The sequence below is a fragment of the Amycolatopsis sp. WAC 01375 genome, assembly GCF_003947325.1.
In the GTDB taxonomy this organism is placed as follows: domain Bacteria; phylum Actinomycetota; class Actinomycetes; order Mycobacteriales; family Pseudonocardiaceae; genus Amycolatopsis.
Genome location: NZ_QHHW01000036.1, coordinates 119,430 through 139,106, shown reverse-complemented (window position 1 = coordinate 139,106; position 19,677 = coordinate 119,430). Strand labels below are relative to the sequence as shown.

Annotated in this window: 22 protein-coding genes; 16 read left to right on the top strand and 6 right to left on the bottom strand. The window is 68.6% G+C overall.

Features of this window, described 5'->3' with window-relative positions:
• Window positions 1-151 precede the first annotated feature (151 nt).
• From DL991_RS23510 to DL991_RS23490, 5 genes are all read left to right on the top strand, one after another.
• Window positions 152-538, top strand: a complete 387-nt coding sequence (locus tag DL991_RS23510; protein ID WP_125786503.1) for a YraN family protein — start codon at window positions 152-154, stop codon at window positions 536-538.
• Complete coding sequence (locus DL991_RS23505; RefSeq protein WP_125786502.1) at window positions 539-2,050, top strand: YifB family Mg chelatase-like AAA ATPase; 1,512 nt, start codon at window positions 539-541, stop codon at window positions 2,048-2,050. It abuts the gene before it with no gap.
• Window positions 2,047-3,186 carry a DNA-processing protein DprA gene (gene dprA / locus DL991_RS23500; RefSeq protein ID WP_125786501.1) on the top strand — a complete coding sequence of 380 codons (1,140 nt, stop codon included), beginning with the start codon at window positions 2,047-2,049 and terminating at the stop codon, window positions 3,184-3,186. Before DL991_RS23505 ends, dprA begins: the two co-directional genes overlap by 4 nt.
• Before the next feature lie 105 nt (window positions 3,187-3,291).
• Window positions 3,292-4,287, top strand: a complete 996-nt coding sequence (locus tag DL991_RS23495) for a tyrosine recombinase XerC (RefSeq protein WP_125786500.1) — start codon at window positions 3,292-3,294, stop codon at window positions 4,285-4,287.
• A 107-nt stretch (window positions 4,288-4,394) separates the two neighbouring features.
• Window positions 4,395-5,243 carry a FliA/WhiG family RNA polymerase sigma factor gene (locus tag DL991_RS23490; protein ID WP_125786499.1) on the top strand — a complete coding sequence of 283 codons (849 nt, stop codon included), beginning with the start codon at window positions 4,395-4,397 and terminating at the stop codon, window positions 5,241-5,243.
• A 418-nt stretch (window positions 5,244-5,661) separates the two neighbouring features.
• Here DL991_RS23490 and DL991_RS23485 read toward each other — a convergent pair whose 3' ends face one another.
• Complete coding sequence (locus DL991_RS23485) at window positions 5,662-6,267, bottom strand: murein hydrolase activator EnvC (RefSeq protein WP_125786498.1); 606 nt, start codon at window positions 6,265-6,267, stop codon at window positions 5,662-5,664.
• 382 nt (window positions 6,268-6,649) lie between these two features.
• On the opposite strand from DL991_RS23485, the gene rpsB reads away from it, so the two are divergent.
• From rpsB to DL991_RS23455, 6 genes are all read left to right on the top strand, one after another.
• The gene (gene rpsB / locus DL991_RS23480) at window positions 6,650-7,522 is read left to right on the top strand and encodes a 30S ribosomal protein S2 (protein ID WP_125786497.1); all 873 of its coding nucleotides are present in this window, start codon (window positions 6,650-6,652) and stop codon (window positions 7,520-7,522) included.
• Between the two features lie 93 nt (window positions 7,523-7,615).
• Window positions 7,616-8,440, top strand: coding sequence for a translation elongation factor Ts (gene tsf, locus DL991_RS23475; protein ID WP_125786496.1), 825 nt, complete (start codon window positions 7,616-7,618; stop codon window positions 8,438-8,440).
• 92 nt (window positions 8,441-8,532) lie between these two features.
• On the top strand, window positions 8,533-9,276 hold the full coding sequence (gene pyrH / locus DL991_RS23470) for a UMP kinase (RefSeq protein WP_005154669.1): 744 nt from the start codon (window positions 8,533-8,535) through the stop codon (window positions 9,274-9,276).
• A gap of 51 nt (window positions 9,277-9,327) precedes the next feature.
• Entirely contained in the window at window positions 9,328-9,885 is a 558-nt protein-coding gene (gene frr, locus DL991_RS23465) for a ribosome recycling factor (RefSeq protein WP_125786495.1), read from the top strand.
• Window positions 9,885-10,799 carry a phosphatidate cytidylyltransferase gene (locus tag DL991_RS23460; RefSeq protein ID WP_125786494.1) on the top strand — a complete coding sequence of 305 codons (915 nt, stop codon included), beginning with the start codon at window positions 9,885-9,887 and terminating at the stop codon, window positions 10,797-10,799. The genes frr and DL991_RS23460 overlap by 1 nt, the downstream gene beginning before the upstream one ends.
• Window positions 10,800-10,880: 81 nt before the next feature.
• Complete coding sequence (locus DL991_RS23455) at window positions 10,881-12,392, top strand: carboxylesterase/lipase family protein (protein WP_125786932.1); 1,512 nt, start codon at window positions 10,881-10,883, stop codon at window positions 12,390-12,392.
• 40 nt (window positions 12,393-12,432) lie between these two features.
• Here DL991_RS23455 and DL991_RS23450 read toward each other — a convergent pair whose 3' ends face one another.
• Window positions 12,433-13,278, bottom strand: coding sequence for a VOC family protein (locus tag DL991_RS23450; RefSeq protein ID WP_125786493.1), 846 nt, complete (start codon window positions 13,276-13,278; stop codon window positions 12,433-12,435).
• A 116-nt stretch (window positions 13,279-13,394) separates the two neighbouring features.
• On the opposite strand from DL991_RS23450, the gene DL991_RS23445 reads away from it, so the two are divergent.
• Complete coding sequence (locus DL991_RS23445) at window positions 13,395-14,243, top strand: class I SAM-dependent methyltransferase (protein ID WP_125786492.1); 849 nt, start codon at window positions 13,395-13,397, stop codon at window positions 14,241-14,243.
• Here DL991_RS23445 and DL991_RS23440 read toward each other — a convergent pair.
• Complete coding sequence (locus DL991_RS23440; protein WP_125786491.1) at window positions 14,180-14,800, bottom strand: PadR family transcriptional regulator; 621 nt, start codon at window positions 14,798-14,800, stop codon at window positions 14,180-14,182. The genes DL991_RS23445 and DL991_RS23440 overlap by 64 nt on opposite strands.
• Before the next feature lie 165 nt (window positions 14,801-14,965).
• Here DL991_RS23440 and rlmN point away from each other — a divergent pair, with 165 nt between their 5' ends.
• Window positions 14,966-16,072 (top strand): 23S rRNA (adenine(2503)-C(2))-methyltransferase RlmN, encoded by a 1,107-nt coding sequence (rlmN, locus tag DL991_RS23435; protein ID WP_125786490.1) that lies wholly within the window; start codon window positions 14,966-14,968, stop codon window positions 16,070-16,072.
• 32 nt (window positions 16,073-16,104) lie between these two features.
• Window positions 16,105-16,377 (top strand): hypothetical protein, encoded by a 273-nt coding sequence (locus DL991_RS23430; protein ID WP_125786489.1) that lies wholly within the window; start codon window positions 16,105-16,107, stop codon window positions 16,375-16,377.
• 22 nt (window positions 16,378-16,399) lie between these two features.
• Here the strand turns inward: DL991_RS23430 and DL991_RS23425 are convergent, their stop codons facing one another.
• Window positions 16,400-16,984 (bottom strand): dihydrofolate reductase family protein, encoded by a 585-nt coding sequence (locus DL991_RS23425; protein WP_125786488.1) that lies wholly within the window; start codon window positions 16,982-16,984, stop codon window positions 16,400-16,402.
• 108 nt (window positions 16,985-17,092) lie between these two features.
• Here DL991_RS23425 and DL991_RS23420 point away from each other — a divergent pair, with 108 nt between their 5' ends.
• Together DL991_RS23420 and DL991_RS23415 are read left to right on the top strand one after the other, a co-directional pair.
• On the top strand, window positions 17,093-17,542 hold the full coding sequence (locus DL991_RS23420) for a hypothetical protein (protein ID WP_125786487.1): 450 nt from the start codon (window positions 17,093-17,095) through the stop codon (window positions 17,540-17,542).
• Between the two features lie 87 nt (window positions 17,543-17,629).
• A complete protein-coding gene (locus DL991_RS23415; protein ID WP_125786486.1) occupies window positions 17,630-18,445 on the top strand; it encodes a DUF1206 domain-containing protein in 816 nt (271 codons plus the stop codon).
• A gap of 53 nt (window positions 18,446-18,498) precedes the next feature.
• Here the strand turns inward: DL991_RS23415 and DL991_RS23410 are convergent, their stop codons facing one another.
• Window positions 18,499-18,822: a putative quinol monooxygenase gene (locus DL991_RS23410; protein WP_125786485.1), complete on the bottom strand. Its 324-nt coding sequence runs from the start codon at window positions 18,820-18,822 to the stop codon at window positions 18,499-18,501.
• Window positions 18,823-18,840: 18 nt separating this feature from the next.
• Window positions 18,841-19,617 carry an acetoin reductase gene (locus tag DL991_RS23405; protein WP_125786484.1) on the bottom strand — a complete coding sequence of 259 codons (777 nt, stop codon included), beginning with the start codon at window positions 19,615-19,617 and terminating at the stop codon, window positions 18,841-18,843.
• Window positions 19,618-19,677: the final 60 nt, after the last annotated feature.

Here is a 19,677-nt window from a genome sequence, read left to right as displayed (position 1 = left end):
CGACGATTCCGTCCGATGAGCATCCGCGACGGCCGAACCATCCACAACACCCCAGTTGTCCACAGGTGCCGGAATCGGGCCTGTCCGGGACCCGCTCACCCTGGCAGCGTTGATCGCACACGCACTGTGACGATCGCTGAGGGGGATCGAGATGATGAACACGGCCGAACAGCCGTCCACTGGGGCACCGCACATCGAGCTGGGCCGGTGGGGCGAGGAACTCGCGGTCCGGCATCTGGAGAAGGCGGGCTATGTCGTACTGAGCCGCAACTGGCGCTGCCGTGACGGCGAGCTGGATCTCGTCGCGACCGACAAGAAACGCCTGATCTTCTGCGAGGTGAAGACGAGGACGGGGGTCGGCTTCGGCACTCCCGCCGAGGCGGTGACCCCGGACAAGGCCGACCGCATCCGCCGTCTCGCGCACCAGTGGCAGCGCGCTTTCATGCTCCGCTGGTGCCCGGTCCGCTACGACATCGTCGCGATCGTCGCCCGGCCCGACGCCCGGCCGCAGGTGCGCCATATCAAGGCGGCGTTCTGAATGGCGCTGGCGAAAGCCTGGTCCGTCGCGCTGCTCGGGGTCGAGGGCAGGATGATCGAGATCGAGGCCGACATCGGCGGCGGCTCGCCGAAGGTGACGATGGTCGGGCTGCCCGACACCGGACTGAAAGAGGCCAAGGACAGGGTCCGCTCGGCCGTCCGGAATTCGGGGCGGACGTGGCCGGACGAGAGGGTGATCCTCGGCCTTTCCCCGGCGAACCTGCCGAAAGTGGGATCCGGTTACGACCTGGGCATCGCGGCCGCGGTCCTGGCCGCGACGGGGTCGGTCCCGGCCACCAAGCTGCTCAACACCGTGCTGCTCGGCGAACTCGCCCTCGACGGCCGGGTGCGGGCCGTCCGCGGCGTGCTGCCGGGGCTGCTGGCGGCGCGCGACGCCGGGTACCGGCGGGCGGTCGTCCCCGCCGAGTCGCTGTTCGAAGCGGCTCTCGTGGACGGGCTGGAGGTCGGCGGGGTAACCCGGCTGAGTGAGTTCGTGGACTGGCTCAAGGGCGAAGGGGAGCTCACCCGGCCCGAGCCGGCCGTCGTCCAGGAGCCGCCGCGGGTACCCGACCTCGCCGACGTCGTGGGACAGCCGGAAGCGCGGTGGGCCTTGGAGGTGGCCGCGGCGGGCGGTCATCACCTGCTCATGACCGGTCCTCCCGGGGTGGGCAAGACGATGCTCGCGAAACGCCTTCCCGGCCTTCTCCCGCGCCTGTCCGCCGAAGAGTCGTTGCAGGTGACAGCGGTTCACTCGATCGACGGATCGCTATCGCGGTCCGAACCGCTGGTCACCGTGCCGCCGTTCGTCGCGCCGCATCATTCGATCAGCGTGCCCGCCCTGATCGGCGGTGGCAGCGGACTGGCCGTGCCCGGCGCCATCAGCCGGGCACACCGGGGGATCCTGTTCCTCGACGAGGTGTGCGAATTCGGCCCGGAACGGCTGGAGTCGCTGCGCACGGTGCTCGAAGAGGGTGAAGTGCGCATCGCGCGGGTGAAGGGCTCTGTGCGGTACCCGGCACGCTTCCAACTGGTGCTGGCGACCAATCCTTGTCCGTGCGCCCCGGCGAAAGACGCCGACTGCATGTGTTCGGCGACCGTGCGAAGGCGGTACTTGGGCCGGCTGTCCGGACCGTTACTCGATCGGGTGGATCTGAGGGTTGGGCTGCGTCCGCTTTCCGCGCTCAGCGCCCACCTGAGCGAGCCGCCCGAAGCGTCGGCGGTCGTGCGAGAGCGGGTCCTGGAAGCACGCGAGCGGGCCGGAAAACGCTGGGCGGAACAGGGCTGGCTGACGAACGCGGAGGTGCCGGGTCCGGCACTGCGTCGCGAATTCGCGCTGCCGCCGCAGGTCACGGTGCTGCTGGACCGTGCGTTGGAACGTGGGGCGATCACCGCGCGTGGCGCGGACCGCTGCCTTCGCATCGCTTGGACCCTCGCCGATTTGAAGGGCGCCGACAAACCGGAGGCGGACGAGGTCGCGGCGGCCCTGAACTTCAGGGAGAGGTCATCCGGATGAGTGAATTCGAAGCTGAGCGGATCGCGCGGTCGTACCTTTTGCGCGTCGCCGAGCCTCCGGCGCCCGCCCTGGCAGGCTTCGTCGATGAACACGGCCCTGTCGTCGCCGCGGAACGAGTGAGGCGTGCCGAGTGCCCGCCGAAGGTGCGCGACGAGACGTCCGCGAGGCGGGCGCACGACTACGCCGAGCGGGATCTGGAGCGCGCGGCAGCCGGTGAGGCCAGGCTCGTCATCCCGGAAGACGACGAATGGCCGGCCTGGCCGTTGCTTTCCCTGGCGGTGGCCCAGCGCAGGGGCATCTCCGGTGTGGCACCACCGCCGGCACTGTGGGTACGCGGTCCGGCCAGGCTCGACGAGGCCGTGGACCAGGCGATCGCGGTAGTCGGTGCCCGAGCGGCGACCGGGTACGGCGAGCACAACGCGGCCGAGGTGGGCTATCACCTCGCGAGCCGGGGGATCCCGGTGTTCTCGGGGGCGGCGTACGGCATCGACGGCGCGGCCCACCGGGGCGCGTTGAGCGCGGCCGGGACGACGGTCGCCCTGCTCGGCTGCGGGGTCGACGTCGGCTATCCGGCACAGCACGCGACCTTGTTGCGCACCATCGCGAAGACCGGCGCGGTGGTCAGCGAGTACCCGCCGGGCACCTCACCCGCGAGGCATCGTTTCCTCGTGCGGAACAGGCTCATCGCGGCACTCACGGAAGGGACAGTCGTGGTCGAGGCGGGCAGGCGCAGCGGCGCGCGGAACACCGCGACCACGGCAGGGGTCCTCGGCAAGGTCGTGATGGCGATGCCGGGGCCGGTGTCGTCGGGGATGTCCGCGGGGTGTCACGCGCTGATCCGCGAAGGTGAGGCCACGTTGGTGACCTCGGTCGACGAGATCCTCGAGACCGCCGGACGGCTGGGGTCGGCGGGCGCGGATCCGTCGAAACCTCGCCGCCGCACCGATCGGCTCGGGCCGGAGGCGCTGCGAGTGCACGACGCGCTGTCCGACCGGTCAGCGAGACTCGAGGAACGGATCGCGGCCGAGTCCGGCATCCCGGTCGAGCGCGTCCGCTCGCTGCTTCCCGAACTGGAACTCGACGGCTTCGCGGAAAGGGGTGACGCAGGGTGGCGAAGACGGACCGCCAAGACCTGACTGGCCTACACCTGAGGCGCCATCCCGGCACGATCCGACCACGGACACCGCAACAGGGTGCGGCGATACTTGACCATCCGCCGTACATCGCGCAGCGTGATCGGCATGCCGTCGACCGAAGGTTCTCACGGCACGGGGAAACGCGCCCGCAGACCCGATCTGCGCGCCGCCCGTGCCGCGCTGCCGGAGCCTGTCCGGAAGCTGATCGACGACTACGAGCGGCATCTTTCGCTCGAACGCGGGCTGTCCGCGCATACGGTGCGCGCCTACCTCGGCGACGTGGTGTCGCTGATGGGTTTCGTGGACGGGAGCGGCGGCCGGTTCTCCGATTTCGACATCGGGACACTGCGTGGCTGGCTCGCCCGGCAACGTGAGGACGGGGCCAGCCGGACCACACTCGCGAGGCGAGCCGCGGCAGCGCGCACCTTCACCGCTTGGGCTCACCGCGGTGGGGCGCTCGCGTCGGATCCGGGCGGACGGTTGGTGGCGCCGCGCGCGCACCGCAAGCTTCCCGGGGTCCTCCGAGCGGAGCAGGCCAGCGACGTCATGCGCTTCTCAGCCGCCGGTGCCGAACAGCGCGACCCGGTGGCCTTGAGGGACAGTGCCATAGTGGAACTGCTCTACGCGACCGGTGTGCGGGTCTCGGAACTTTGCGGGCTGGATGTGGGCGACGTCGACTTCTCCCGCAGGGTCGTGCTCGTGCTGGGCAAGGGCGGCAAGGAACGTGTCGTGCCGTTCGGTGTCCCCGCCGAAGCGGCCTTGCGGCTGTGGCTGGACGAGGGCAGGGGAAAGCTCGCAGTCGAGACGAACGGGCCGGCGCAAGCGGCGCTCTTCCTGGGGGCGCGAGGCGGCAGACTGGATCCGCGGGCGGCCCGCCGGGTCGTCCACGACGCAGTCGGCTCGGTGCCGGGCGCGAACGACATGGGGCCGCACGGCCTGAGGCATTCGGCAGCCACTCATCTGCTCGAAGGCGGCGCCGATCTTCGGAGCGTTCAGGAACTGCTTGGTCACGCTACGCTGGCCACAACGCAGCTCTACACTCATGTGACCGTCGATCGGCTGAAGGCGATCCACGACCGCGCGCACCCCCGGGCCCGATGATGCCGGGGAGGACTCGGCAGGAGACCCGGCGGCCCGAACCGGCGGCGCACGCGCATCCGCACGAGCACGGAGACCACTCTGAGTCGCATGCTGAGAACGGCGGTCCGATGACCGCCGACCCACATGTCACCGAAGCCGCCGGGAAACACCGTCCCGGCGGGGACGGTCCTGCCGTCGCGCCCGAAGCGCGGACCAGCTACGAAGTGGACGCCGGAATCCAGGCCTTGTGGCGGGAGTTCACCGAGTCGCCGGACCAGATGGTGCGCGACAGGCTCGTGCTGCACTACGCCCCGCTCGTCAAGTACGTCGCGGGCCGGGTCGGCACCGGGCTGCCGACCCATGTCGACGTCGGTGACCTGATCCAGTCCGGGATCTTCGGTCTGGTCGACGCGATCGAGAAGTTCGAACCCGCCAGGGGCCTGCGGTTCGAGACCTACGCCATGCAGCGCATCCGCGGCGCGATCCTCGACGACCTGCGCTCCCAGGACTGGGTTCCGCGGGCGGTGCGCAGCAAGGCCCGTGAGGCCGAGCGTGCCCTCGAACGCCTCGGCGCCCGGCTGAACCGCACCCCGACCGACGCCGAATTGGCGGCTGAGCTCGAAATCAGCGTCGACGACCTGCGCGAGTTCTACGGCCAGATGCAACTGACCAGCGTCATCGCGCTGGAAGACCTGGTCGCCGCGGGCAAGGACAGCGGCTCGCTGGTCGACACCCTGCCCGACGACGGTGCCGTCGACCCGGTGGCCGTCCTGGTCGACCAGGACAACCGCCGCCAGCTGGCGCAGGCCATCGCCCAGCTCACCGAACGCGACCGGATCGTGGTCGGCCTCTACTACTTCGAGAGCCTGACGCTCGCCGAGATCGGCAAGGTCCTCGGCGTCACCGAATCTCGGGTCAGCCAGCTGCACACCCGCGCCGTCATGCGGCTGCGCGCCAAACTGGTCGAGCAAGCCTAGCCACCGTCCTGGTCCGCGACGCTCAGCCGAGTCGCCACCTGTTCAGGTTCGCCGGTTCGCTTCGGGTGGGCTGCGAAGGCCTACAAGAAACCCCTTTCCTTGCGTTGTCGCGTCGATGCTCCTGCTGGCAGGTGGACGACGCGTGTCCCGCCGGACGACTCGTGTGTCTCGCCGGACGACGCGCGTGCTTGGACGGACGCCACGTGTGTCTCGCCGGACGACGCGTGTGTTTGGGCGGCCGTCACGTGTGTTCCGCCGGACGACGCGTGTCCCCGCGCCTGGACACGCGAATCGCGCCATCTGCCGGAGAAAGCGGCAAGCGCAAGCAGGGCCACGCCAGGACGAGGCCAGGACGAGGCCAGGACGAGGCCAGGACGAGGCCAGGCCACGAGCACGGACTCTTTCCGAAGCGGTCGGCTCAGTCTCCTTCCCACGGTTTGAGGCGGATCTCGGACGGTTCGCCGATCAGGGCGAGTGGATCGACGTACTCCTCGCCCTTCCGGACGCCGAAATGCAGGCACGCCGGCTCGGGGCAGCCCGGATGGCCCGCCGCGAGTGTCCCGAGCACCTGGCCCCGGTAGACCTGGGCACCCGCGGTGACGGTCGGGGCGAGTGGTTGGTAGGTGGTGCGCAGACCTCCGTCGTGATCGATCGACACCACCCCGCGGCCCGCCACCTGACCGGCGAACATCACCACCCCTTCGGCGGCCGCGAGCACGTTCGTGCCCGGTGTCGCGGCGAGGTCGACGCCGCGGTGACCGGGGCCGTACGGCGTCGAGGGTGGCTCGAAGTACCTGGTGACGCTCGGTGCCGGGGAAAGCGGCCAGGAGAGGCGTCCTTGCGGTGTGGGCGCGCCTCTGGCCGTCCCCGGCATCGCCGCCGACGCGAAGATCGCGAGCATGGTCGCGAGGATCGTGAGGAGGGGAAGGCGTCGAGGGTGCCCCGGGCGGCGGTGCCTGCCGCCGGTGCGGTCGATCGCGAAGGAATGCCTGGTGACAGGGCGGGAACAGCTCGTCATCGTCATGTGTTCCAGGCTGGGGGAGCGGTGGGGTGGATGGGGCGGACCGGGGAAATCTGTGGATAACCGGGGCGGTTGTGGACAACCCCTCTCATCAGGGGCTGCCGGTGCGGTACCCGGTGGCGACAGGGAGTAGACTCTTTTGCGCGGTCCGCGTCAGCGGACTGACTTCGCGTGCACGTGCGCGCCCCCGATGGCCGATCTCCTCACGGAGGGTCAGGACAGCCGGGGGCACACGGCCCGGCGGTCCCTGGGGTCACTTCACTCCCGGGTCCGGGCCCGAGCATCGGCACCAGGGCGATCGGCCACCCGGCCGAGAGCGACGAACCGAGCAAGCGCGTCCCGGCGGAGCCGGGCGCGCACGACACAGAAGAGGTTGATTCCGGCAATGGCCGTCGTCACCATGAAGCAGCTGCTCGACAGCGGCGTGCACTTCGGGCACCAGACTCGTCGGTGGAACCCGAAGATGAAGCGCTACATCTTCACCGAGCGCAATGGCATCTACATCATCGACCTGCAGCAGACGCTGACGTACATCGACCGTGCGTACGAGTTCATCAAGGAAACCGTCGCGCACGGCGGCACCATCATGTTCGTCGGCACGAAGAAGCAGGCTCAGGAAGCCATCGCCTCCGAGGCCTCGCGCGTGGGCATGCCCTACGTGAACCAGCGCTGGCTCGGCGGCATGCTGACCAACTTCCAGACGGTGCACAAGCGTCTTCTCCGCCTGAAGGAGCTCGAGTCGCAGGAGCAGACCGGTGGTTTCGCCGGCCTGACCAAGCGCGAGATTCTCACGCTCACCCGTGAGAAGGACAAGCTCGAGAAGACCCTCGGCGGTATCCGCGACATGGCCAAGGTGCCGAGCATCGTGTGGATCGTCGACACGAAGAAGGAGCACATCGCCGTCGGCGAGGCTCGCAAGCTGAACATCCCGGTCGTCGCGATCCTGGACACCAACTGCGACCCGGACGAGGTCGACTACCCGATTCCGGGTAACGACGACGCAATCCGTTCGGCCGCGCTGCTGACCAAGGTCGTGGCCGAGGCCGCCGCCGCCGGTCTGATGGCCCGCTCCAGCCGCAACGGTTCCTCCGCCGACGCCAAGCCCGAGGCCGGCGTCGCCACGGACGAGCCGCTGGCCGAGTGGGAGAAGGAGCTGCTCGCCGGCTCCGAGACCGCCGCCGCGGACGCCAAGGAAGCGGCCGCCGCGACCGAGGCGCCCGCCGAGGCTCCGGCCGAGCAGGCCACCGCCTCCTCCTGATGCACCCAGCCCGTGGGGCCGCCTCCGGGCGGCCCCACGGGTGACTTCCCCAAAGACTTTTCTCGTACCTGAAAAAGGACGGACACACCCACGATGGCGAACTACACCGCCGCAGACGTGAAGCGTCTCCGCGAGCTGACCGGCTCCGGCATGATGAACTGCAAGAAGGCGCTGGAAGAGAACGACGGCGACTTCGACAAGGCCGTCGAGTTCCTGCGCATCAAGGGCGCGAAGGACGTCGGCAAGCGCGCCGAGCGCGCCACCGCCGAGGGCCTCGTCGCCGGTGAAGGCGGCGTGCTGATCGAGCTCGACTCCGAGACCGACTTCGTCGCGAAGAACGAGGACTTCCAGACCCTCGCCGCGAAGATCGTCGAGGTCGCGAAGGCCGAGAAGACCAGCGACGTCGAGAAGCTGAAGGCCGCCTCGCTCGACGGCAAGACCGTCGACGAGCAGGTCCAGGAGCTGGCCGCCCGCATCGGTGAGAAGCTCGAGCTGCGCCGTGTCGCCGCCTACGAGGGCACCACCACCACGTACCTGCACCGTCGCGGTGCCGACCTCCCGCCCGCCGTCGGCGTGCTCATCGAGTACACCGGTGAGGGCGAGGCCGCCGCCGAGGCCGCTCGTGGCGCCGCCATGCAGGTCGCCGCGCTCAAGGCCAAGTACCTCACCCGCGATGAGGTCCCGGCCGAGATCGTCGAGAACGAGCGTCGCGTCGCCGAGGCGACCGCCCGCGAAGAGGGCAAGCCGGAGCAGGCCATGCCCAAGATCATCGAGGGCAAGGTCAACGCGTACTACAAGGACAACGTCCTGCTCGAGCAGCCGTCGGTCAAGGACAACAAGAAGACCGTCAAGGCCCTGCTCGACGAGGCCGGCGTGACCGTGAGCCGGTTCGCCCGGTTCGAGGTCGGCCAGGCCTGATCCAGGCGCGGAACACAAGAATCACCACTGTGCCCCGTCTCCGTCCATCGGGGACGGGGCACAGTCGGGTTCAGAGCATTAGGGAGGGCGACATGGGTGTCCGGGTCGAAGGCGGATACCGGCGGGTGCTGCTGAAGCTGGGCGGCGAGATGTTCGGCGGCGGTTCCATCGGGGTTGATCCGGATGTGGTGCACTCGGTCGCTCAGCAGATCGCCGACGTCGCGCGGACGGGCGTGCAGATCGCCGTCGTGATCGGCGGTGGCAACTACTTCCGCGGCGCGGAGCTGTCGCAGCGCGGCATGGACCGCGACCGCGCGGACTACATGGCGATGCTCGGCACCGTCATGAACTGTCTGGCGCTGCAGGACTTCCTGGAGAAGGAGGGCCTCCCCACGCGCGTGCAGACCGCCATCACCATGGGGCAGGTCGCCGAGCCGTACATCCCGCGCCGCGCCGAGCGCCACCTGGAGAAGGGCCGTGTCGTCATCTTCGGCGCCGGGGTCGGCATGCCGTACTTCTCGACGGACACCGCCGCCGCGCAGCGCGCGCTCGAACTCGGCTGCGAAGCCGTCTTGATGGCGAAGGCCGTCGACGGCGTCTACACCGCGGACCCGAAGAGCGACCCGACGGCCGAGATGTTCCACGAGATCAGCCACCGCGAGGTGCTGGAACGGGACCTCAAGGTCGCCGACGCCACCGCGTTCAGCCTGTGCATGGACAACAACATGCCGATCATCGTGTTCAATCTGCTCACCGAGGGGAACATCGCCCGCGCGGTCAGTGGTGAGAGGATCGGCACCCTGGTCGACACCCCCGCCGACGGGGTGCCCGCGTAGTCCTGCCCTGACCTTCGCAATCGGTACGAATACACAACTACGGGAGTTGCCGTGATCGACGAGACCCTCCTCGACGCCGAGGAGAAGATGGAAAAAGCGGTGTCCGTCGCCAAGGAGGACCTGTCGTCGGTACGCACCGGCCGGGCTCACCCTGGGATGTTCTCGCGCGTTGTCGTCGACTACTACGGCGCGCCGACCCCACTGAACCAGTTGGCGGGCGTCAACATCCCCGAAGCCCGGATGGCGTTGATCAAGCCCTACGACCAGACCTCGCTCAACGCCATCGAAAAGGCGATCCGCGAGTCGGACCTCGGCGTCAACCCGAGCAACGACGGCAACGTGATCCGCATCGTGATCCCGCAGCTCACCGAAGAGCGCCGCCGGGAGATGGTGAAGGTCGCCAAGGCCAAGGGTGAGGACGCCCGCGTCTCGATCCGCAGCGTCCGCCGCAAGGCCAAGGAAGAGCTCGACCGGATCAAGAAGGACGGCGAGGCGGGCGAGGACGAGGTCGTCCACGCCGAGAAGGAACTCCAGAACCTCACCGACACGTACAGCCACAAGGTCGACGAGCTGGTGAAACACAAGGAAGCCGAGCTACTCGAGGTCTGATGAGCCAGGTGAGCGAGGAACGCGAGGACCGGGTGGAAAACCCGGAACCGGTTCCGGCCACAGCGCCGGATTTTGAAACCGTGCCGGAACCGGCGCAAAAGGTTTCCCGCGCCGGCCGCAACCTGCCCGCCGCGATCGGGGTCGGGCTGCTGCTGGGGGCGGCGATCGTCACGTCCCTGCTCACCGTCCGCTTTTTGTTCATCGGCATCATCGCGATCGCGATCGCGGTCGGCACGATCGAGCTGGCCGGGGCACTGAAGCGCGCGGCGGGCATCCGGATCGCGCTGGTCCCGGTACTCGTCGGCGGTCAGGCGATGATCTGGCTGGCGTGGCCGTACGGCCGTGAAGGCGCGCTGACGGCGTTCGTGCTGACGGTGCTCGTCTGCCTGCTGTGGCGGTTGCCCGGCGGCGCGGACGGCTATCTGCGCGACATCAGCGCGTCTGTTTTCGCCGTCGCGTACATCCCGCTTTTCGGTGCCTTCGCCGCGATGCTCGTCCCGCCGGAGGACGGCGTCGGCCGGGTGCTGGCGTTCATGATCGGCGTCGTCGCTTCGGACACCGGCGGCTACATCGCCGGTGTACTGGGCGGCAAGCATCCGATGGCGCCGAGCATCAGCCCGAAGAAGACTTGGGAAGGTTTCGCCGGTTCGCTCGTGGCCGGTGTGGTCGCCGGCGCGCTGACCCTGAGCCTGCTGCTCGACGGCCATGCCTGGCAGGGTGTGCTGTTCGGCGCGGCGATCGTGTGCACGGCGACGCTGGGCGATCTCGTCGAGTCCCTGATCAAACGTGATCTCGGGGTCAAGGACATGGGGAACATGCTGCCGGGCCACGGCGGGCTGATGGACCGCCTCGACTCGTTGCTCCCCTCGGCCGTCGTCTCCTGGTTGCTGCTTTCGGCGTTCGTCCCCGTCTAGGGAAACGCAGGTGACAAGCCCGGAGCGCTGGGCCAGGGTCGGAGTATGCGCACTCAACGGATGAGTAAGCGACTTCTGGCCATGGCACTGAGCGTGGTGACGCTCGGCGCCCTGACGACGACCGTGGCGGAAGCGGGCACGAGCCCGGTCGTCCGCACGGATTCCGGCCCCGTTCGCGGCGTGAGCACCGGCGAATACCGGAGTTTCCAAGGCATTCCGTTCGCCGCACCGCCGGTGGGCGACCTGCGCTGGGCGCCGCCGCGGAGCCCCGAGCCGTGGACCGCCGTGCGGGAGGCGACCGAACCGGGGCCTCGATGCGCGCAGGGGGCGGGCCTCGGTTCGCCATCGAGCGACGCCGAAGATTGCCTGTATCTCAACGTGATCAGTCCGGCGGGGCCGGCACGCAAACCGCGTCCGGTGATGGTCTGGGTGCACGGTGGCAGCTTCACCTCGGGTGCGGGCAGCGACTACGACTTCAAGCGCATGGCACTCGGCGGGGACGTCGTGGTGGTGACCGTGAACTACCGGCTGGGTGTGTTCGGCTTCTTCGGGCATCCGGAACTCGGCCGCGACTCCGGTGCTTTCGGCTTCCAGGACCAGCAGGCCGCTCTTCGCTGGGTGCAGCGCAACGCGCGTGCCTTCGGCGGAGATCCCCGGAATGTCACGTTGTTCGGCGAATCCGCCGGTGCGATGAGCACTTGCGTCCAGTTGGCCTCTCCTTCGGCCGCGGGGCTGTTCCACCGCGCGATCGTCCAGAGCGGTCCGTGCACGCTGACCTGGCCCGACGGCGGGTTCTTCCCCAGTGTGCCCGCGGGCTCGCCGTACCTGCCCCGCGCCGAAGTCGAAGCGATGGGTGCTGAAGGGGCCGGGAAACTCGGCTGCGCCGACGTCGCCTGCATGCGGCGGCTTCCGGCCAAGGATCTGGTGAACCAGCCGCTCGGGACCCCCGCGTTCGGCACCGGCCTGCTGCCCGCACATCCGGCCGACGCGCTGAAAGCGGGGCACTTCGCCCGCGTCCCGGTGCTGACGGGGGTCACCAGGGACGAGGCGAGACTGTTCGTCTCCCTGTTCCCCGGGCAGCCGTTCACCGAGGAGCATTACCAAGAGCTGCTGCGGACCGCGTTCAAGGAGAAGGCGCCGCTCGTCGCCGCCCGGTACCCGTCGGCGAAGCACGGCGGCCCGGCGATGGCGTTCGCGGACGCGATGACCGACCGGATCTGGGGCTGTCCGCAGGTGGGGACCGAACGGTTGCTGCGCGAGCGCACGCGAACCTTCGGCTACGAGTTCGCCGACCGGGACGCTCCGCCGCTTGTCCCCGCTCCGCCGGGAATGCGTTCCGGCGCCGCCCATGGATCCGAATTAGCTTATTTGTCTGATTTGGCTGGCTTTCCGGCGAAATTGACGCCCGCGCAGCAAGAACTCGCGGCGCAAATGATTCAGTACTGGACCGCGTTCGCGCGAACCGGGAATCCGAACGGTGGGGAACTGCCGAAGTGGCGTCCCTCGCCGCGGACGCAGTCGCTGGCGCCGGGCCGGATCGGCCCGGTCGACCTCGCGGCCGTGCACGACTGCGGGTTCTGGGCGGGACTCTGACGAAAGAGCCGGGGTGACGTCGTCGCCCCGGCTCTTCGTTTCAGTCGTCGTAAGGATCGTCGACTTCGGCGGTGCCCCAGCCCTCGGTGGCCCGGGAGTGGTCGATCACCGCGAACACCGAACCGTCGGGGTCGGCGAGGATCGCCATCCGGCCGTACGGGGTGTCGTAGGGCTGGACCACGACGGCGCCGCCGAGCATCAGGGCCTGCCCCGCCGCGGCGTCCGCGCCGCGGGCCGGATCCAGTCCGAGGTAGACCATCCAGTGCGGGGGAGTGTCCGGCCGGTATTCCGAACCCATCACGTACCGGTACAGCACCGGTTCGTGCTCGATGAGCCATTCGGCGTAGTCGAGGGACGCGCCGTCGCCGATCTGGTGGCTGGTGTAGTTGAAAAGGCGGCAGTAGAAATGATCCGCTGCCGCGCCGTCGTGGGTGTTGAGATCCGCGCCGCTGAAGGTGTTCGGGACCCCGGTCGCGAACTGCCAGGTGGCGGGCGGCTCCCAGAAGACGACGTGTGCGCCGCACGCGTCGATGGCGTGGATGATGTTGCCACGATGGGGAATCGCCATCGGGCCGAGGGTGACCCGGCCGCCGAGGCTGTCCACCCATTCGGCGGCCGCGGCCGCCTGGGGAACCGAGATGTGGACGCTCCAGCCGGTCGGCCCGTCGGTGCCCGCGCGGTACAGACCACCGGTGGGGACGCCGTTCAGTGTCGCGATCGAGTACCGGCCGGTCGGCGTCGCCGGATCACGCTGGACGGTGAACTCCCAGTCGAATAACCCACTGTAGAAGGCTTGTGCGGCCGCTTCGTCTCTGCATGCGAGCTCGATCCAGCACGGGATTCCTGAAGGGATGACGGAAGTGTGGGCGGCCGAGCCGAGCGACATGCGGTTCTCCCTTTCCGGTGGGAGTAAAGTCTAGTCGCTGACCGCATTGTTCCCGTTAAAGATTTCGACCCGGATGAGCATGGAACCCAGCCCGGTGTCCCGTCGTTGGAGCTTCCGTGCGCTGGTTTCCCCGAGCTGTCTCCTCCTTCCGCCGCCGCGGCGACGAGGTGCTGCCGAGTCCGAACATCTGGTACTACCAGAAGGCCTACGAGGTCGAGAACCGCGCGCAGGACGTCGACGACGAGATCTGGCGTGTGCTCGGCGGGTGTCGCGACTGGTCCGGTGAGGACGTCCTCGACATCGGCTGTGGTGACGGGTTCCATCTGCCGCGGTTCGCCGCGACGGCGCGGTCGGTGGTCGGGATCGAACCCCATGAGCCACTGGTGCGCGACGCGCGGAACCGGGTGGGGGAACTGCCGAACGTCGAGGTGCGGCAAGGTCGTGCGCAGCGGCTTCCCTTACCGGACGCGGCTTTCGACGTCGTCCACGCGCGCACCGCGTACTTCTTCGGCCCTGGTTGCGAACCCGGTCTTCGCGAAGCGGAGCGCGTGCTGCGGCCTGGCGGGACCTTGATGATCGTGGATCTCGATGTGGCGAGCGAGCCCTACGGACGCTGGATGCGGCTGGATCTGCCGCGGTACGACCCGCCCGGGGTCGAGAAGTTCTTCGCCCGTCAGGGTTTCGACTGCCGCAAGGTGTCGACGCGGTGGCTGTTCGAGGACGCCGCCGCGATGGAAGCCGTGCTGAAGATCGAGTTCAGCGCTCCGGTCGCGGCGAAGGCGACTGCGGAGGTCCGGCGTCTCAACGAGGTTTCGTCAGGTCCCGGGGAAAAGCGGATGACGCTGCCGGTGGGCTATCGCGTGCACACGCGCACCAAGCCCACCGGCCTCGTCGTGCCAGGTCACTCCGCGTCCTCGGCGGATGCCTCCGGAGTGCCGTCCTCGGCCTCGCCGAGGATGCCGTAGATCGTCCGGCGTGCCTCGTTGAGCACGTCGACGGTGCGGGCCTGCTGGCTTTCACTGCCGGCGTGCATGACCTGCGCGACCGCCGCGGCCAGGGTCGCGGCCGCCTTGCGCAGGTTCACCTCGGCCGGGTCGACGTCGTGGGCGATCTGCTCCCACGGCGGGACGGCGTCCTGCTGTTCGGCCGCTGCGCGGCCGGATTCGGTGAGTTCGAACAGCTTCTTGCCGCTCTCGTCCTTGCTGATCACCAGGCCTTCGTCGGCCAGCATCTGCAGGGTCGGGTAGACCGAGCCGGGGCTCGGCTTCCAGAAGCCGCCGCTGCGCTCGCCGATCTCGCGGATGATCTCGTACCCGTGCCTCGGCTGCTCGGAAAGCAGCGCGAGGATCGCGGCGCGGACGTCACCGCGCTTGCCGCGCCTGCCGCCGGGGCCACCGCGACGGCCGTGCCGGTGCCGGTGTCCCGGACCGCCCGGCCCCGGGGGGAATTCGCCGAAGCCGCCGCGTGCCCAAGGCCCGAAGGCGGGACGGCCGTGTTCTGGAGGGAAAGGTCGTCGTCGCATGATGTGAATCCTCTCTACGTACTGTTCCGACATGTTCACGATATATCGGAACCAGTCGTCTCGACAACCCTTTTTGTGTGAGTTGGGTCTCAGAGGCTTGTGTGGATGCGGTGAACCGGGGCGGCTTGGGTGCGTCGAAGGTGGACATGGGACAATGGTTGAGCTATGACTGCCCTCCCTCTCGTCTTCGACGCGCCCAAGCGCGGCCTTCCGCCGCGCCACCTCGCCGACCTCACCGCCGCCGAGCGGGCCGCCGCCGTCGCCGAGCTGGGTGAGAAGCCGTTCCGTGCGAAGCAGTTGTCGAACCACTACTTCTCGCGGCTCACGGTGAACCCCGAGGAGATGACCGACATCCCGGCGGCGTCGCGGGAGAAGCTCGTCGCCGATCTGATGCCGCCGCTGCTCACCGAGATCAAGGCGCTCGCCTGCGACGACGGCACCACTCGCAAGACCTTGTGGCGCGCGCACGACGGGACGCTCTTGGAGAGCGTGCTGATGCGCTACCCGGATCGCGCGACCCTGTGCATCTCGAGCCAGGCGGGCTGCGGCATGGCGTGCCCGTTCTGCGCGACCGGGCAGGGCGGCCTCGACCGGAACCTCTCGACCGCGGAGATCGTCGACCAGGTCCGCGCCGCCGCCGCCGTGATGCGCGACGGACTGATGACCGGCGGCCCCGGCCGTCTGTCGAACATCGTCTTCATGGGCATGGGCGAGCCGCTGGCGAACTACAAGCGGGTGGTCGCGGCGGTCCGGCGGATCACGGACCCCTCGCCGGAGGGGCTCGGGATCGGCCAGCGTTCGGTGACGGTGTCGACGGTGGGCCTCGCCCCGGCGATCCGCAAACTCGCGGACGAGAAGATGCAGGTCCGGCTGGCGGTTTCGCTGCACACGCCGGACGACGAGTTGCGGGACACGCTGGTGCCGGTCAACGAGCGTTGGTCGGTGGACGAGGTGCTGTCCGCGGCCCGGTACTACGCGGACACCTCCGGACGGCGGGTGTCGATCGAGTACGCGTTGATCCGGGACATCAACGATCAGCCTTGGCGGGCCGAGCTGCTGGCGAAGCGGCTCCGCCAGCACCTGGGGCAATTGGTACATGTGAACGTGATCCCGTTGAACCCGACCCCGGGTTCGAAGTGGGACGCCTCGCCGAAGCCGGTGGAGCGGGAGTTCGTCCGGCTGGTGAACGCGGGCGGAGTGGCGTGCACGGTGCGTGACACGCGTGGCCAGGAGATCGCGGCGGCCTGCGGTCAGCTCGCCGCCGAGAACTGAGTTTTCCTTTCAGTGATGGAGAAACTGTCGTGATGTATGCCCCCAGCCTGCTGGACCCGGCTGCGGAGGAGCTGAAGCTCGCGGACGTGATCGGCCATGGCGCGACCGGTGTCGCGCGCGAGGCCAGGACGTTGCTCGGCGATCGGTTCAGCTCGGTGACCTTCACGTACGTCCTGATGCGGGCGTTCGAGGTGGAGTACATGGCGGCGCGGGACGCTTCGCGGTGGCACGAGTTCCACGGCGGGCCGTACGCGCTTTCGGATGCCGACCTCGAAGCCTTGCTGGCGCCCTGGCTCGGCCGCTGACTGATCCATCCACTGTGGACGGTCAGCTCGATTCGTGCACGGTTGGCCGGTAGACGAGCTGCTGGACGCGCCCGTCGAACGTCCGGCTCTCGAGCAGTTCGAGGTCGAAGTCGGCCGCACCCCGGAAGAGCGAGCCGGCACCGGTTTTCCCGGTGATCACCGGGAAAACCGTCACCTGGAGGCGGTCCACCAGACCGGCGGCCATCAGCGCCCGGTTCATCGCCAGGCTGCCGTGCGAGCGCAACGGCACGTCGGACTCCTTCTTGAGCCGGGCGACGACATCGACGGCGTCACCGCTCACGACCGTCGCGTCCGGCCAGTCCAGCGGTTCCCGCAGCGTGGTCGACACCACCGTCGCCGGAAGGTACTTCATCCGGATGACCCACGGGTCCAGTGCCTCGGTCGCCACGACGTCCGCGTTGAGCATTTCCAGGTTCGCCCGGAAGGTGGTGGCGCCGAACACCATCCTCTGCTCCTCGGAGTACAGGGCGAGGCGGTGTTCGAGCAGTTCAGGCCCTTGCTTGCCCCAGTAGCCGCCCCAATCGCCGGTGGTGGAGCCGTAGCCGTCGAGGCTGGAAAAGACGTCGAACGTGTAAGTCGCGGTCATGATGCTCCTTCGAGGTTGTCTCTCACTCTGGCGACGAACGGGCCCGGCGGTATTCGACATCGCCGCGAAAAAACATGCCGGGCGTCGTCGAAGTGACAGGATGCGGACGTGTACAGCCTGCAAGCCGTCATCGTCACCGAGTCCGCACGCGGTGAACTGCTCGATTCGGTCCAGGGAGCGTGCCTCGTCGCGCTCGGACAGCACCTGTCACTGCTGCCGTTGACCGAAGTGCCGGCCGACGCCGGAGTGCCCGGTTTCGGCGAATTCTGGACCGCGCCCGCGGGCTTTGATCGGCTTCTCGCCGAGTGCTCCCGGCGCGGTGCCGTGGCGTACGTCGAAGCCGAGTACTTCGGCGGCACCGGGACGCAGTCCGCACAGGTGTGGGACAGCGGAGAGACAGTCTTCGGACCACAGCATCAGGCTGAGGGCGAGTCCGGCGGCAGTCCGATTTCTCAGGCGCTTCGGTGGCTCGGCGTGGTCAAGGGAGATCACTTCGACGAGTTCGACGCCGTCGGGCTCGGCAGGCACCGCGACACGGACGACTGGCTCCTCGCTTAGGCGCACTGGGCCGGACGGACCAGTCACCCGGCGTTCTTCGCCTTCGGCCGTGACACTCGGTTGAAGACAGCGAAGGAGGTGGACCGGATGTCCGCGACCAAGGCGAGACAGGTGCGCCACAACAAGGCCGTCCAGGTGCTCGGACGGATCGGGATGGGCTGCTACGGCCTGGTGTACCTGCTCATCGGGTACCTGGCGATGCGGGTCGCCATCGACGGTGGCGGCCAGGAGGCCGACGGACGCGGCGCGATCACCGAGGTCGGTTCGACCCCGGTAGGCGGCGTGCTGTTGTGGATTCTGGCGGCGGGACTGGTGGCATACGGCCTGTGGCAGGCCCTGCTGGCCGCGGTCGGCTACACCTGGATCGACAAGCAGCGGACCCGCGCCGTCAAGCGGGTGACGTCCGGAGTCCGTTGCCTGGTGGGGATCTCGCTCGGCGTCTACGCGGCCCGGGTCGCCGCGGGCGCGGGGCAGCAGGGCAGCGGTGACCAGAAGCAGCAGGAGTTCACCGCGCGGTTGCTGGCGTTGCCCGCCGGGCCGTTCCTGGTGACCGTGGTGGCCGTCGTCGTGTTCGGTGTCGCGGTGGCTTCGGTGGTGAACGGGGTGCGCCGGAACTTCGTGCGGGATCTCGATCTCTCGACCCTGCCGCCGGGTACCCGGCGGTGGGTGGAGCGGCTCGGGAGGATCGGTTATGTGGCAAGGGGTGTCGTGTTCGGCATGGTCGCGGTGCTGGTGGGATATGCGGCGCTGACGCACGACGCTTCTCGTTCCGGTGGGCTCGACGCGGCCCTGCGGACGTTGGCGGCCCAGCCGTTCGGCACTGTGCTGCTCATCGTGGTGGCCGCCGGGGTCGCGGCTTTCGGCGCGTACTGCCTCGGGGCGGCACGGGCACAACGGGGCTGAGAACCGGCCTTTCCCGCCTCGGTCCAGCAAGGAACCGAGGCAGGAGAAGGAATCTACTCGACGGCCAGTTCGCCCAATTCCGACCAGCCGTCCTGATCGACCTTCGCGTTGACGATCCGCGGTGTCTCGGCCAGGTAAGGCGGCAGTTCACGTTGAGCCGTGCGGAAATGCTCCGAACCGACATGGGCCGCGCCCGCGTCGTCGTCGCGGAACGCCTCGACGAGCACGTATTCGTTCGGGTCGTCGAGGCTGCGAGACCAGTCGTACCAAAGACAACCGGGTTCGGCGCGGGTCGCTTCGGTGAAATCGCGCGCGATCTCCGGCCACCGGTCCGCGTGTTCGGGACGAACCCGGAACTTCGCCGTTATGAAGATCATGATCGTCCTACTTCCTGCTCAGGAGAATTGGATTCCTCCGTCGATCATCACCGACTGGCCGGTCATGTAATCGGAATCCGGGGAAGCGAGGTACGACACGTACGACGCCACGTCCTCGGGAACCGAGACCCGGCCGAGGTGGATCAGGTTCGAATACTTCTCGATCGCCTGCCCCTTCCGGATTCCTTCCGACTCCGCCAGTTTCTCGTCGATGAGGTCCCACATGGCGGTCCCGACGATACCCGGGCAGTACGCGTTGACGGTGATGCCGTGCTTCGCCCATTCCATCGCGGCGGCCTGGGTCAGCCCGCGCACCGCCCACTTCGACGCGGAATAGTGGCCGAGCAACGCGAACGGGCGATGGGCGACGATGGACGCCGCGCCGATGATCTTGCCGCCGTCGCCCTGTTCGATCATCTGCTTGGCCGCGGCCTGGTAACACAGGAACATGCCGCGCGCGTTGACGGCCATCATCCGGTCCCAGTCCTCCGGGGTCACTTCGAGCAGCGGGAGGACCTGCGCGATCCCCGCGTTCGCGACCATGACATCCAGGGAATCCAGCGCGTCGACGGTCTCGCCGACCATGGCGGTGACCGACGCCGGATCGGAAACGTCCGCCGTGACCGCGGCCGAGCGTCGTCCCGCTTCGCGGATCTCCTTGGCGACGGCCTCGAGTTCCGCCTCGTTGGCGGCGACGTCGTTGACCGCGACGTCGTGCCCGTCGGCGGCGAGCCGGAGCGCGATCCCCTTTCCGATCCCTCGTGCCGCACCGGTGACGAGTACGTTCTTGCTCATGCGATGAACTCCCTTGTTCGCCTGGGCTTGAACGGAAGGTAGGGGCGCGGGAGAAGTCAG

Bases quoted from the DNA above. Each gene is read 5' to 3' on its own strand.
- pyrH (WP_005154669.1), top strand. From the start codon at position 8,533: ATGGGTGTCCGGGTCGAAGGCGGATACCGGCGGGTGCTGCTGAAGCTG.
- DL991_RS23405 (WP_125786484.1), bottom strand. From the start codon at position 19,617: ATGAGCAAGAACGTACTCGTCACCGGTGCGGCACGAGGGATCGGAAAG.
- DL991_RS23505 (WP_125786502.1), top strand. From the start codon at position 539: ATGGCGCTGGCGAAAGCCTGGTCCGTCGCGCTGCTCGGGGTCGAGGGC.
- rpsB (WP_125786497.1), top strand. From the start codon at position 6,650: ATGGCCGTCGTCACCATGAAGCAGCTGCTCGACAGCGGCGTGCACTTC.
- dprA (WP_125786501.1), top strand. From the start codon at position 2,047: ATGAGTGAATTCGAAGCTGAGCGGATCGCGCGGTCGTACCTTTTGCGC.
- DL991_RS23415 (WP_125786486.1), top strand. From the start codon at position 17,630: ATGTCCGCGACCAAGGCGAGACAGGTGCGCCACAACAAGGCCGTCCAG.
- DL991_RS23495 (WP_125786500.1), top strand. From the start codon at position 3,292: ATGCCGTCGACCGAAGGTTCTCACGGCACGGGGAAACGCGCCCGCAGA.
- DL991_RS23430 (WP_125786489.1), top strand. From the start codon at position 16,105: ATGTATGCCCCCAGCCTGCTGGACCCGGCTGCGGAGGAGCTGAAGCTC.
- DL991_RS23455 (WP_125786932.1), top strand. From the start codon at position 10,881: ATGGCACTGAGCGTGGTGACGCTCGGCGCCCTGACGACGACCGTGGCG.
- DL991_RS23450 (WP_125786493.1), bottom strand. From the start codon at position 13,278: ATGTCGCTCGGCTCGGCCGCCCACACTTCCGTCATCCCTTCAGGAATC.
- tsf (WP_125786496.1), top strand. From the start codon at position 7,616: ATGGCGAACTACACCGCCGCAGACGTGAAGCGTCTCCGCGAGCTGACC.
- DL991_RS23490 (WP_125786499.1), top strand. From the start codon at position 4,395: ATGACCGCCGACCCACATGTCACCGAAGCCGCCGGGAAACACCGTCCC.
- DL991_RS23425 (WP_125786488.1), bottom strand. From the start codon at position 16,984: ATGACCGCGACTTACACGTTCGACGTCTTTTCCAGCCTCGACGGCTAC.
- DL991_RS23460 (WP_125786494.1), top strand. From the start codon at position 9,885: ATGAGCCAGGTGAGCGAGGAACGCGAGGACCGGGTGGAAAACCCGGAA.
- DL991_RS23410 (WP_125786485.1), bottom strand. From the start codon at position 18,822: ATGATCTTCATAACGGCGAAGTTCCGGGTTCGTCCCGAACACGCGGAC.
- rlmN (WP_125786490.1), top strand. From the start codon at position 14,966: ATGACTGCCCTCCCTCTCGTCTTCGACGCGCCCAAGCGCGGCCTTCCG.
- DL991_RS23485 (WP_125786498.1), bottom strand. From the start codon at position 6,267: ATGACGATGACGAGCTGTTCCCGCCCTGTCACCAGGCATTCCTTCGCG.
- DL991_RS23510 (WP_125786503.1), top strand. From the start codon at position 152: ATGATGAACACGGCCGAACAGCCGTCCACTGGGGCACCGCACATCGAG.
- DL991_RS23440 (WP_125786491.1), bottom strand. From the start codon at position 14,800: ATGCGACGACGACCTTTCCCTCCAGAACACGGCCGTCCCGCCTTCGGG.